Annotated in this window: 10 protein-coding genes and 1 riboswitch; of the genes, 4 read left to right on the top strand and 6 right to left on the bottom strand. The window is 69.1% G+C overall.

Annotated features, from left to right (window positions below; genetic code table 11):
• The 3 genes from paaC to paaE are packed head-to-tail and all read left to right on the top strand — an operon-like array spanning position 1 to position 2,412.
• Positions 1 to 858, top strand: coding sequence for a 1,2-phenylacetyl-CoA epoxidase subunit PaaC (gene paaC / locus SD37_RS32865; protein ID WP_044856174.1), 858 nt, complete (start codon positions 1 to 3; stop codon positions 856 to 858).
• Positions 852 to 1,340 carry a 1,2-phenylacetyl-CoA epoxidase subunit PaaD gene (gene paaD, locus SD37_RS32860; protein WP_044856173.1) on the top strand — a complete coding sequence of 163 codons (489 nt, stop codon included), beginning with the start codon at positions 852 to 854 and terminating at the stop codon, positions 1,338 to 1,340. Before paaC ends, paaD begins: the two co-directional genes overlap by 7 nt.
• Position 1,341: 1 nt before the next feature.
• Positions 1,342 to 2,412, top strand: a complete 1,071-nt coding sequence (gene paaE, locus SD37_RS32855) for a 1,2-phenylacetyl-CoA epoxidase subunit PaaE (RefSeq protein ID WP_044856172.1) — start codon at positions 1,342 to 1,344, stop codon at positions 2,410 to 2,412.
• Here paaE and SD37_RS32850 read toward each other — a convergent pair.
• Positions 2,390 to 3,976 carry an ABC-F family ATP-binding cassette domain-containing protein gene (locus tag SD37_RS32850; protein ID WP_044856171.1) on the bottom strand — a complete coding sequence of 529 codons (1,587 nt, stop codon included), beginning with the start codon at positions 3,974 to 3,976 and terminating at the stop codon, positions 2,390 to 2,392. The genes paaE and SD37_RS32850 overlap by 23 nt on opposite strands.
• A 127-nt stretch (positions 3,977 to 4,103) precedes the next feature.
• A complete protein-coding gene (locus SD37_RS32845; protein ID WP_236725169.1) occupies positions 4,104 to 5,342 on the bottom strand; it encodes an HNH endonuclease signature motif containing protein in 1,239 nt (412 codons plus the stop codon).
• Between the two features lie 283 nt (positions 5,343 to 5,625).
• Here SD37_RS32845 and SD37_RS32840 point away from each other — a divergent pair, with 283 nt between their 5' ends.
• The gene (locus SD37_RS32840) at positions 5,626 to 6,714 is read left to right on the top strand and encodes a dihydrofolate reductase family protein (RefSeq protein ID WP_044856169.1); all 1,089 of its coding nucleotides are present in this window, start codon (positions 5,626 to 5,628) and stop codon (positions 6,712 to 6,714) included.
• Between the two features lie 202 nt (positions 6,715 to 6,916).
• Here SD37_RS32840 and cobN read toward each other — a convergent pair whose 3' ends face one another.
• The 4 genes from cobN to SD37_RS32820 form a co-directional block, all read right to left on the bottom strand.
• A complete protein-coding gene (cobN, locus tag SD37_RS32835) occupies positions 6,917 to 10,498 on the bottom strand; it encodes a cobaltochelatase subunit CobN (RefSeq protein ID WP_044856168.1) in 3,582 nt (1,193 codons plus the stop codon).
• A 53-nt stretch (positions 10,499 to 10,551) separates the two neighbouring features.
• A riboswitch (cobalamin riboswitch) is annotated at positions 10,552 to 10,629 on the bottom strand.
• Positions 10,630 to 10,739: 110 nt separating this feature from the next.
• Positions 10,740 to 10,985 carry a helix-turn-helix transcriptional regulator gene (locus tag SD37_RS32830; RefSeq protein WP_065913026.1) on the bottom strand — a complete coding sequence of 82 codons (246 nt, stop codon included), beginning with the start codon at positions 10,983 to 10,985 and terminating at the stop codon, positions 10,740 to 10,742.
• Positions 10,986 to 10,988: 3 nt separating this feature from the next.
• A complete protein-coding gene (locus SD37_RS32825; protein ID WP_044856166.1) occupies positions 10,989 to 11,840 on the bottom strand; it encodes an ABC transporter permease in 852 nt (283 codons plus the stop codon).
• On the bottom strand, positions 11,837 to 12,745 hold the full coding sequence (locus tag SD37_RS32820) for an ABC transporter ATP-binding protein (protein ID WP_044856165.1): 909 nt from the start codon (positions 12,743 to 12,745) through the stop codon (positions 11,837 to 11,839). The genes SD37_RS32825 and SD37_RS32820 overlap by 4 nt, the downstream gene beginning before the upstream one ends.
• Positions 12,746 to 12,750 lie beyond the last annotated feature (5 nt).

The raw sequence follows: 12,750 nt of genomic DNA, 5'->3' as shown, positions 1-12,750 counted from the left end.
ATGAGTTTCGACAACGCCTACGAGGCGATCACCGAGGAGAACGACTCCCGCTGGGCCTTCGGGACCGGCTTCGAGGACCCACTGTCCGGTGTGGACACGACGGTTCCGTCCGGTGTGGACGGTGCTCGGCTGGCGGCCTACTGCCTGATGCTCGGCGACGACGCGCTGATCTTCTCGCACCGGCTGCAGGAGTGGTGCACGAACGCGCCCGAACTCGAGGACGAGGTCGCGATCGCGAACATCGCCCTCGACCTGCTCGGGCAGGCCCGGCTGCTGCTCGCCCGTGCGGGCAAGGCCGATGGCAGTGAACGCACCGAGGACTCCTACGCCTTCTTCCGGAGCGAGCAGGAGTACCGCAACGTCCGTCTCGCCGAACTCGACGGTGGCCATTTCGGGCATCTGATCGCACGGCTGCTGGTCTTCTCGATCTGGCGGCTCGCCCTGCTGGAGCGGTTGCGGACGAGCGTGGACCCGGTACTCGCGGCCATCGCGGACAAGGGTGTCAAAGAGGTCGCCTACCACCGTGACTACGCGGCGCAGTGGACCGTGCGGCTGGGCGACGGGACCGAGCTGTCGCACGAGCGGATGCAGGAGGGCCTGGACGCCGTCTGGCCTTACGTCGACGAGCTTTTCGCCGCACACCAGGACGAGTTCGTCGACTCGCCCTCGCTGCGCGGGGAGTTCGACGCCATCCTCGACCAGGTGCTGGCCGCCGCGAAGCTGACGCGGCCCGAGGTCGGCGCCATCGCCGGGGTCTCCGGCCGGATGGGCCGCGACGGCGTGCACACCGAGCGGATGGGCTTCCTGCTGGCCGAACTGCAGAGTGTCGCCAGGGAACATCCGGAGGCGACATGGTGACCGCGTACGCCGTGGCGGCCACGGTGACCGATCCGGAACTGCCGATGCTGACCCTCGCCGACCTCGGCGTGCTGCGTGAAGTGTCCGAATCCGGCGGTCGGGTGGTCGTCGCGATCACCCCGACCTACACCGGCTGCCCGGCGATGGACACCATGCGCGACGACCTCGTGCACGCGCTCACCGGCGCGGGCTACGGCGAGGTCGAGGTCCGCACGGTGCTCCAGCCCGCCTGGTCCACCGACTGGATCACCGAGGACGGCAAGCGGAAACTGGCCGAGGCCGGGATCGCGCCGCCGGGGGCCGCGCCGCGGCGGACCGGCCCGATCCCGCTCACGCTGAGCCCGCCGGTGTCGCCGGTCCGCTGTCCCCATTGTGGTTCCGCGGACACCGAGGAGCAGTCCCGGTTCAGCGCGACGGCGTGCAAGGCCCTGCGCCGCTGCCGGTCCTGCCTCGAACCGTTCGAACACGTCAAGGAGATCTAGCGTGACCGCAACCCTGCGCCGCACCGGGTTCCACACCCTGAAGGTGGCTGACGTCCAGCGCCTGTGCGACGACGCCGTCGCGGTGACCTTCGACGTGCCCGAAGACCTCGCCGAAACCTTCCGGTTCAAGGCGGGCCAGTCGCTGACCCTGCGTCGCGAAATCGACGGCCGGGACGAGCGCCGGTCGTACTCGATCTGCGCACCCGCCGGTGCGGCGCCGCGCGTCGGCGTCCGGGAGGTGCCGGGCGGCCTGTTCTCGTCGTGGCTGGTGCGTGACGTGCGCCCCGGCGACGAGATCGAGGTCGCCGCGCCGACCGGCAACTTCACCCCGGAGCTGGAAACCGCCGGGCATCACGTGCTGATCGCGGCCGGCTCCGGGATCACGCCGGTGCTGTCGATCGCTTCTTCGCTGCTCGCCGATTCCGACGCGACGGTGACCGTGCTCTACGGCAACCGGCGCACGGACACCGTCATGTTCGCCGACGACCTCGCCGACCTGAAGGACCGCTACCCGGCGCGGCTCGAACTCGTGCACGTGCTCTCCCGTGAGCCGCGTGAGGCCGAACTGTTCACCGGCCGCCTCGACGCCGAGAAGCTGCGGCGCCTGTGCACGGTGCTGATCCCGCCCGGGGACGTCGCGCATTGGTGGCTGTGCGGTCCCTTCGAGATGGTGACCGGCGCGCAGGAACTGTTGCGCTCTCTTGGTGTTCCCGATGAGCGCGTCCACCAGGAACTGTTCTATGTGGACACGCCGCCGGAGCCGGTACATCACGTCGATCCGGCCGTCGTGGGTTCGTCCAGCGAGGTCACGCTGGTCCTCGACGGCCGGTCGACGACGATGACGCTGCCGCGCAGCTCCTCTTTGCTCGACGGTGCGCAGAAGTACCGGCCGGATCTGCCGTTCGCCTGCAAGGGCGGGGTGTGCGGCACCTGCCGGGCGAAGATCTGCGACGGCAAGGTGGACATGCGGCGCAACTTCGCTCTGGAGAAGGCCGAAGTCGACGCCGGTTTCGTGCTCACTTGCCAGTCGGTGCCGATCTCCGAGGCCGTCACCGTGGATTTCGACGCCTGACGAGAGGCACCCTCCGGGTGATGCCGATGTCGGCCAGGAACGGCCGGTCGTGGCTCGCCACGATCAGCGCGCCCCGGTAGGCCAGGAGCGCCTCGGTGAGCCGCCGCACACTCGCCAGGTCGAGGTTGTTCGTCGGCTCGTCGAGCAGCAACAGCCGCGGCGTGGGTTCGGTCAGCAGCAACGTCGCCAGCGCGGCGCGGAAGCGTTCCCCGCCGGACAACGACGCCACCGTGCGTTCGGCCGCCGTGCCCCGGAACAGGAACCGCGCCAGCCTGGCGCGGATCTCGTTGTCGGTGAGCGACGGCGCGACCAGCCGCACGTTGTCCACAATGGACAGGGTGTCGTCGAGGATGTCGAGCCGCTGGGGGAGCAGCCTGGCGGGGACGAACAGCCCCACGTCACCCGACTTCGGCGGGAGCTCGCCGGTGATCGTGCGGAGCAGGGTGGTCTTACCCGACCCGTTGGGACCGACGAGCGCGATCCGCTCGGGCCCCATGACGTGCAGGTCCACCGCCGGGCCGAACCGGGGCACGGCGTCGATCCGGAGCACGTCCGTGCCACGGGGAACCGTGGTCTCCGGCAGTTCGACGCGGATCTCGGCGTCCTCGCGCACCAGCCCTTCCGCGGCTTTCAGCGCCTCGACGGCGGTTTCGAGCCTGTCGGTGTGGAGGTTCCGGTACTTGCCCGCGGCGATCTGCGCGTCCTCCTGACGTTTGCGCATCCGTCCCTTGGGTTCGCGTTTGGTGTCCCACATCTTCTGGCCGTAGCGGGCCCGCCTGGCGAGTTTGATCCCGGCTTCGACCAGCTCCCGTTTCTGTCGCTTGACGTCGGATTCCGCCGCCCGGACGTGCCGCCGCGCGGCTTCCTGCGCGACCTCGACGGCGTGCTCGTAGTCCGCGAGGTTGCCGCCGTAGGTGGTCACCTCGCCCTCGCGGACCTCGGTGATCCGGTCGACCAGCTGGAGCAGTTCGCGGTCGTGCGAGACGACCACGAGGATCCCGCCCCAGCCCTCCACCTCGCGGTGCACGAGTTCGCGCGCCCGCAGGTCGAGGTTGTTGGTCGGTTCGTCCAGCAGCAGGACGGCCGGACGGCGCAAGAGCAGCGCGGCCAGCCCGAGCAGCGTGATTTCGCCGCCGGACAGCTCTCCGGCCCGCTGGTCCAGGCGTACGGCGTCCAGGCCGAGCCGGTCGAGGACGGCGCGGCTGCGCTCCTCGACGTCCCAGTTGTCGCCGATGGTGGTGAGGTGCTCCTCGGCGGTGTCACCGCTCTCGACGGCCTTGATCGCCGCGCGGATCGCCGTCACACCCAGGACGTCGTCCACCCGCCGCTCGGTGTCCAGGACGAGGTTCTGCGGCAGGTAGCCGATTTCCCCCGGCGTGGTGATCGAACCGGACGCGGGCCGCAGCCCGCCGGCGAGCAGCCTGAGCAGCGTGGACTTGCCGGAACCGTTGGTGCCGACCAGGCCGGTGCGGCCGGTGCCGATGGTGAGCGAAAGGTCCTTGAAGACCGGGGCGCCGTCGGGCCAGGTGAAGGTGACGTCGGAAAGCGTCAAGGAAGAAGACATGAGACTCCCTGCGAAGGAGGTGGATGAGGGCGCAGGTTCGTCTCAGAAGATCATTCGGCCAGGTTAGCCCGTGCGTGGCCGCGTGGCGATCGATTTTCCGGCTGATTGCCGTTTCGCGGCAACAGGGTCAGAACGGTGGTTCCTCGGTGCGGGGTGTGTGCAGAGGAGGTGGCGTGCTGTCGTAGGTCTGGCCGGTCGGTGTGGTGATCGTCAGCGTCCCGTCCGGTGCCAGCCGGTAGATCCACCCGGGCTCGTCCTTGAGCCGATGGTCGCGGCGGCAGAAGTCGATGAGGTCGCCGGCGTCGGTGTTCCCCTGGAACTGCCACGGGATGGAGTGGTCGAGATCGCAGGCCTGAGCCGGCCGGTGACACCCAGGTCTGCGGCATTCGCGGTCGCGGACCCGGACGAACTCGTCGAGACCGGCCGTCGGGCGATACCGGTCCCGGCCGAGATCCGCGACCTGACCTGACAGCGGGTCGGTGATGATCCGCCGTAGCACCGTGTCGGGTCCGCTCGCGATGTGCCGCGCCAGCGACGCCGGGATGTGGCCGTGCCCGGCCATTTCCGCCGGGGCGTCGTTGAGTCCGAGGTAGGTGAAGAGGTCCAGATAAAGGAATACTTCGGCGCGTTCACTTTTCCCGCCGCTGCCGCCCAACAGGAGGTCGAGAGCGACATCGGCGCGAAGCTGGTCCAGAGTGCGGGTCTCGCCACCGGTCTTGAGCGCGCGAGCCTCGCGGTTGATCCGGTTGTAGGCGGCGGTGACCTTCTCCACCGGGCCGTCCTCGATCTCCAGCGAGGCCACGCCCGCCTCACCCTGACTCACCACGAGCCGGCGGCCTTCGCGGGCCCGCTCGCAGCGCTTGCCCGCGCCCTCACGGTCGACGGTCGCCGCCGCGTGGTTCGCCGCTTTGCGGATCTGTTCGGCATTCTTGCCGGGCAATCGGTCTTCCAGCAAGGCGTCGGCGGCGAGCGCGTTTTCGTCGGACAGCCACGCCGTGGCCGTCACGACTTTCATCGCGCCGAACCCGTCCACCTGACCCTTGTCCAGCAAACCCAGGGTGCGGGGCAGCCTGGTGGTCAACGCGTCGGCGGCGGCGACCAGCCCGGCCGCGTACTTGTCACCCACCGACAGGGCGAACGCGACCTCCTGGGCGACGCTACGCGCGCCTTCGCGATGTCGGTTCAGCTGGGAAAGGGCACGGTAACGGATCGCTTCCAGCCGGGCGATCCCTGCTGACGCCGCTTTCGCGAGGGCGACGGATTCGTTGTCGTCCAACGAATCCGCGGCGGTATTGATGGCCTTCAGGTTGTCGGGATCGGTGATTTCCTCGAGTAGCGCCACAGCGGTGGCTCGGTAAGTTTCCACCCACTCAACCTACGACCCGCCACTGACAGTTCTGGATCATGCGACTGCCGCTACCGTCGCCGATATTCGGTAATGCTGCTCGTGGCAAGGGAAATCGGGGATGTGCGGTTGGCGATATTCGCCCGATAGTGGTAAGCGGTGCGCGGACAGGAATTCTTGACCGTTGTCGTGGGCTCAGGAGGTCGCGTACTGCCGAATTCCGGCAACGGAGGACCTGACACACCACCCCGAGCGCCGGTCTGTCACCTCGGCGACCCGCGACCGGCGAGGGCATACTGACGACGTGAGCGAACGCCCCCACATCCTGCTGTCCGCCGCGGTCTCGCTGGACGGTTACCTCGACGACGCGACCGACACCCGGCTGATGCTGTCCAACGAGGACGACTGGGCCAGGGTGGACGGTCTGCGGGCGGCATCCGACGCGATCCTGGTCGGCGCGAACACGGTCCGCGCCGACAACCCCAGGTTGCTGGTCCGCTCGCCGGAGCTGGTGCGTGAGCGCGTCGCCGCCGGACGGCCGGAACAACCGGTCAAGGTCACGCTGACGCGCAGTGGGTCACTCGATCCGGCGGCCCAGTTCTTCACTCTCGGCGACGCCGAGAAGCTGGTGTACGCGCCGCCCGGGGTCGTCGCGGGCGTGAAGGCGACCGTGGTCGAACTGCCGGGCTTGCGCGAGATGCTGGCGGATCTCTTCGCCCGCGGCGTGCGGCGGTTGATGGTCGAAGGCGGCGGCGCGATCCACACCCAGTTCCTCACCGAAGGACTGGTCGACGAACTGCATCTGGCGATCGCGCCGTTCTTCGTCGGCGATCCGCGTGCGCCGAGGTTCACCGGCCCCGGTGCCTTCCCGCGCGGGCTGAACCTGGTCAAAAGCAGCCGGCTGGGCGATGTCGCCGTCCTGGAGTACCACGCCACCCCGGAACCGTCCGAAGTGGACATTCTGCGGCTGCGTGAGGCCATCGCACTGGCGGATTTGTGCCCACCGCGGACTTTCCGCGTCGGTGCGGTCATCGCCGACGCCGACGGCGAAGTGATTTCCACCGGCTACTCGGGGGACGGCGATCCCGCCAACCACGCGGAAGAAGCCGCGCTCGCGAAGCTCGAACCCGGTGACCCGCGGCTGGCGGAGGCGACGATGTACACGTCGTTGGAGCCGTGCAGCTCGCGGACGTCACATCCGCGAAGCTGCACCCAGCTCATCCTCGACGCCGGCCTTCCCCGAGTCGTGTTCGCCTGGCGTGAGCCGTCGGTGTTCGTCGACTGCGTCGGCGCCGAAACGCTGGAAGCGGCCGGACGCCGGGTGATCGAGGTGCCAGCCCTCGCCGCCGACGTCCGCCGCGCGAACACCCATATCCCGGGTGTCCACCCCTGAACTTACTTGCAGGCGTCGCAGCAGCCGCAGCCCAGACCGGTGCACGCCGAGCAGCAACCGTGGCGAAGCACGACCTTCAACAGACGCTTGATCATGGCTGTCCTCCCGATCCTTGACGTCCCACCGCCCTTGTCACGCTAAGTTCTGCGCATACGACAGTGGTACCGCCGGGCGGGCCATGGCGCTGCTCCAGCGGGTGACGTCAGGATTCGAGGTCGCCCTCCAGCGAGAGGTAGACCTCACGCAGCTGAGCCAAAAGATCGGCGTCCGGCTCCGCCCAGAGTCCCCGGTCGGCCGCCTCGTTCAGGCGCTCGATGATGCCGCGCAGTGCCCACGGATTGGCCTGGCGCAGGAACTCCTGGTTGACCTCGTCGAGCACGTAGGACTCGGTGAGCTTCTCGTACATCCAGTCGCCGACCACCCCGGCGGTGGCGTCGAAACCGAACAGGTAGTCGACCGTCGCCGCCAGCTCGAAGGCGCCCTTGTAACCGTGCTTGCGCATCGCGGCCAGCCAGCGAGGATTGACCACGCGGGCACGGAAGACGCGGGCGGTCTCCTCGCCGAGGGTGCGGGTGCGCACGGCGTCCGGGGTGGTGCTGTCGCCGACGTACGAGGCGGGCGCGGTCCCGGTCAGCGCGCGGACCGTCGCGATCATCCCGCCGTGGTACTGGAAGTAGTCGTCGGAGTCGGCGATGTCGTGCTCGCGGGTGTCGGTGTTCTTGGCCGCGACCACGATCCGCTTGTACGAGTTCTCCATGTCCTCGCGTGCTGGCCTGCCGTCGAGGTCACGGCCGTAGGCGAAACCGCCCCACACCGCGTAGACCTCGGCGAGATCCTTGTCGTCACGCCAGTTCCCGGAGTCCATCAGCGGCAGCAGGCCCGCGCCGTACGCGCCGGGCTTGGAGCCGAAGATCCGCGTGGTGGCCCGGCGTTCGTCACCGTGCGCGGCGAGATCCGCGCGGGTGTGGGCGCGGACGAAGTTCTGTTCGTCCGGCTCGTCCAGGTTCGCGACGAGCCGCACGGCGTCGTCCAGCAGCGCGATCACGTGCGGGAAGGCGTCGCGGAAGAACCCGCTGATCCGCACGGTGACGTCGATGCGCGGACGGCCCAGTTCGGCGAGCGGGATCGCCTCGATGCCGGTGACCCGGCGCGACGCCTCGTCCCACACCGGCTGGACACCCAGCAGGGCGAGGACTTCCGCGGCGTCGTCACCCGAGGTGCGCATGGCCGACGTGCCCCAGACCGAAAGGCCGACCGACCGCGGCCAATCCCCGGTGTCCTCGCGGTATCGCCGGAGAAGCGAGTCGGCGAGCGCCTGCCCGGTCTCCCAGGCGAGGCGGCTCGGAATGGCCTTCGGGTCGACGGTGTAGAAGTTGCGGCCGGTGGGCAGCACGTTGATCAGGCCGCGCAGCGGGGAACCGCTGGGGCCTGCCGGGATGTAACCGCCGTCGAGGGCGTGGAGCACGGCGTCGATCTCGGCGCCGGTGCCCGCCAGCCGCGGCACGATCTCGGTGGCGGCGAAGGTGAGCACCCGGGCGACGTCCTGGTGTTCCGGCACGTCGGCGACGACCTCGGCGACGGCGGCGGGGGACCAGTCCCTGGCTTCCATCGCCTCGACGAGCGACCTGGCCTTCTGCTCGATCGCGTCCACTTCGGACAGTGGTGCGTCGCTGTTCTCCTTGAGCCCCAAGGCGGATCGGAGTCCGGGCACGGCGCCCTGTTTGCCGCCCCACATCTGCTGGGCCCGCAGCATCGCGAGCACGAGGTTGATCCGCGCCTCGCCTTCCGGCGCGACACCGAGGATGTGCAGACCGTCGCGGATCTGGGCGTCCTTGACCTCGCACAGCCAGCCGTCGATGTGCAGCAGGAAGTCGTCGAATTCCGCGTCGTGCGGACGTTCTTCGACGCCGAGGTCGTGGTCGAGCTTCGCGGCCTGGATCAGCGTCCAGATCTGCGCGCGGACCGCGGGCAGTTTCGCCGGGTCCATCGCGGCGATGTTGGCGTGCTCGTCGAGGAGCTGTTCCAGCCGGGCCATGTCGCCGTAGCTTTCGGCGCGGGCCATCGGCGGGATCAGGTGGTCGACGATGGTCGCGTGCGCGCGTCGTTTCGCCTGCGCGCCCTCGCCGGGATCGTTGATCAGGAACGGGTAGATCAGCGGCAGGTTGCCGAGGACGGCGTCCGGCGCGCAGGAGTCCGAAAGGCCGGCCGTCTTGCCGGGGAGCCATTCCAGCGAACCGTGCTTGCCCAGGTGGACGACGGCGTGCGCGCCGAACTCCTCCTCCAGCCACCGGTAGGCGGCCAGATAATGGTGGCTCGGCGGGAGGTCCGGGTTGTGGTAGATCGCCACCGGGTTCTCGCCGAAGCCCCGGGGCGGCTGGATCATCAGGATGACGTTGCCGGACTGGAGCGACGCGAGCACGATGTCGCCGTTGTCGACGTAAAGCTCGCCGGGAGCGGGCCCCCAGTGCTCCTCCATGCCCTCACGCAGTTCCGCGGGCAGCCCGGCGAACCACTCGCGGTACTTGTCGGCGGGGACGCGGATCGGGTTGCCGGACAGCTGTTCCTCGGTCAGCCACTCCGGATCCTGCCCGCCCGCCGCGATGAGCGCGTGGATCAGCGCGTCACCGTCGGGCTGGTCGGTGCCGGTGGGCTCGACGCCGGGGAACGGGTCCTCGCCGAGGTCGTACCCCTGCTCGCGCATACGGCGCAACAGGGCGATCGCGGACGCGGGAGTGTCGAGGCCGACGGCGTTGCCGACGCGGGAATGCTTGGTCGGGTACGCCGAGAGCATCAGCGCGATGCGGCGCTCCGGCGGCGGCGTGTGGCGCAGCCGGGCGTGCGCCAGCGCGATCTTGGCGACCCGGGACGCGCGTTCGGCGTCCGGCACGTACTTCGGGAGGCCGTCGTCGTCGATCTCCTTGAACGAGAACGGGACGGTGATCAGCCGCCCGTCGAACTCGGGGACGGCCATCTGGTTCCCGGCGTCGAGCGGGGAGAGGCCGTCGTCGTTCGCCGACCAGGTCGCGCGGTCGCTGGTGAGGCAGAGGGCCTGGAGGATCGGGATGTCGAGGGCGGCCATCTCGGAGACGTCCCACGCCTCGTCGTCGCCACCGGCGCCGACCTCGGACGGCCGGGTGCCCCCGGCGGCCAGCACGGTGACCAGGAGCGCGTCGGCCTTGGCCAGTTCGGCCATCATCTCCGGCTCGCGGGTCCGCAGGGACGCGCAGTGGATCGGGAGCGCCCGGCCCCCGGCGTCCTCGATGGCGTCGGAGAGGGAGTGGACGAACTCGGTGTTGCCGGAGAGGTGATGTGCGCGGTAGTAGAGGATCGCGATGACCGGGCCCTCGGTGTTCTTGGGCTCGCGCTCCAGGACACCCCAGAGGGGCTGCACGGCGGGCGGCTCGAAGCCGTCGCCGGTGAGCAGGAGCGTGTCGCTCAGGAACCGGTACAGCTGGGTGAGGTTGGCCGGGCCGCCCTGCGCGAGGTACGCGTGCGCCTCCGCCGCCGTGCCCGCCGGGACCGTGGACAGCTTCATGAGCTGCGCGTCCGGGGTCTGCTCGCCACCGAGGACGACCACGTGCGCGCCGCTCGCGCGGACCGTGTCCAGACCCTCCTGCCAGCTGCGCTCGGATCCGAGGATCCGGACGACGACGATCTGGGCGCCGTCGAGCAGGGCGGGCAGTTCGGCGAGGTCGAGCCGGGCCGGGTTGGCCAGCCGGTAGTCGCCTTCGCTGGAACGGGCGCTGAGCAGGTCGGTGTCCGAAGTGGACAGAAGCAGGATCACGGCAGTCCTCACTCGGGGTGTCCGCGCCCCGGGTCGTGCGGTCGCGCCGGCGGGAGTTCCTGGCTCCCCCTCTCTCGTGCCTGGGAGGGGTGACAGTGGCGGGACCGCCCCGGACTCTCACCGGGTTCCTCCACCTGCCGACGCGTGGGTTCCAGCCCACTCTCCGGGCGGCCCGGCCCGGCGTCAAGGTGATGTGTTCCGTCTCGTGAGTGGTAATGACGGTTAGAACCGTCATTACCACTCACGAGACGGAACGCTCCGAGGAGTCCCCGATCCGCGGGAAAGGGGCGGTGGAGAAGATGATCTCCACCGCCACTTCGAAGAACTCCGCGATCCGCAGGGCGAGATAGAGGCTCGGGCTGTACTCGCCGCGTTCGAGGTACCCGATGGTCTGGTAATGCACGCCCAGCGCATCGGCGAGTTCGCGGCGGGAGATGCCCCGCTCCGCCCGCAACATCGCGATCCGGTTGTAAACGACCTCGCTCATGAGCTAACCAATTCGCTGCATCGCCTTTTCGCGTCGTGCCGCCACCGAGGACCCGGACTCGCGCCGCGCCATCCGCCGCAGCACCACCGGGGCCAGCGTCAATCCGATCACGGCCCACACGGCCAGGACACCCAGGGTCTCCCATGGCCGCCAGGACTGCCCGATCTCGACCATCACCGTCGAGTCCGGCAGCAGCGCCGACCGCATGCCGAGGCCGAGCCAGTACATCGGGAACACCTGTCCGATGTACTGCAGCCATTCCGGCAGCGCGGTGATCGGGTAGAAGATCCCAGAGATCGCGCCGATCCCGAGGGTGGGCAGCATGATCAGGCCGATGCTGCGCGCGTTGGTGGTCAGTGAGCCGAAGATCGCGCCGATCGGCATGGTCGCGAGCAGGCCGAGCGCCAGCACCCACAGCAGACCCAGCCACGACGTGAGGCCGCCGGGTGCGATGCCGTCGAACAGGAACAGGCAGGGGACCAGTACCAGCAGGATCCCGATGACCGTGTTGCAGGAAACCGTGACGACCTTGCCGACGAGGTAGCCGATCATGCCGTTCGGCGTGGCCTTGGCGCGCAGGAGTGTGCCGTCCTCGCGTTCGACGGCGAGGACGCCCGCCATGCCGAGCATGCCGCTGAACACGATCGACGCACCCAGCACGCTCGGCACGGTGGCGGCGGCGAGCGAGAACTCGGTCCCCGGCAGCTTCGAGTCGCGCATGAAGAACATGACGATCACGAAGATCACGGGGAAGAGGAACGTGTTGAAGAGGTCTTCCCGGTTGGTCATCATCTGGCGGCCTTCGATCCAGCCGCGTTGGACGCCCAGCCGGATGCTGTGCTGAACCGCGTTCATCGCGCACCCACCTCCACGAGCGGCGTTTCCGCCTTGCGGACCAGCGTCATGTACGTGTCCTCCAGGGAGGCCCGCCGGACCTCCAGATCGCCGATGGCGTCCCCGTGCTGTTTGAACAGTTCGTGCACGTACTTCGTCGACTCGGTGGTCGAGTGCACGAACCGCTGGCCGTCCAGTGTCCAGCGCACCTCGGCCTCGCCGGCGATCTGCCTGCTCAGCGCGTCGGCGGAACCGTCGGCGACGATCCGGCCGTGGTTCAGGATCAGGATCCGGTCGGCCAGCTTCTCGGCCTCGTCGAGGTCGTGCGTGGTCAGCAGGATCGTCGTGTCGTCGTCATCGGTCAGACGGTGCACGAGGTCGTGGAACTCGCGCCGCGCCTCCGGATCCAGTCCGGCGGTCGGTTCGTCGAGGAACAGCAGTTCCGGACGGCCGACGATGCCGATCGCGACGTCGAGACGGCGCCGTTGCCCGCCCGAGAGCATCCGGACCTTCTTGTCCGCGTGCTCGGTCAGGCCGACCGCGGCGACCAGCTCGTCCGGATCCCACGGCCGGGTGATGCGATCCGTCGAGTACGGCGCGTAGTAGCCGCCCAGGTGCGCCAGCAGTTCGCGCACGCGCCATTTCGCGTGGTCGCGCCAGGCCTGGAGGACGACCCCCAGCCGCGCCCTCCAGTTCTCGTCCGCGTTCGCCGGGTCGATGCCCAGCACGCTGACCTCGCCTTCCGAGCGCATCCGGAAGCCTTCGAGGATCTCGATCGTCGTGGTCTTGCCCGCGCCGTTCGGCCCGAGCAGGCAGATCACCTCACCCCGGTGCGCGGTGAAGTCCACCCCGTGGAGGACGTCGTTCGTTCCGTACCGCATCCGCAGATCTTTGACGGAGATCATCACGTCGTGTGGATCTCTCATTGGTC

It is taken from the genome of Amycolatopsis orientalis, from assembly GCF_000943515.2.
GTDB lineage: Bacteria > Actinomycetota > Actinomycetes > Mycobacteriales > Pseudonocardiaceae > Amycolatopsis > Amycolatopsis orientalis.
This window is presented reverse-complemented; position numbering and strand designations above follow the sequence as displayed.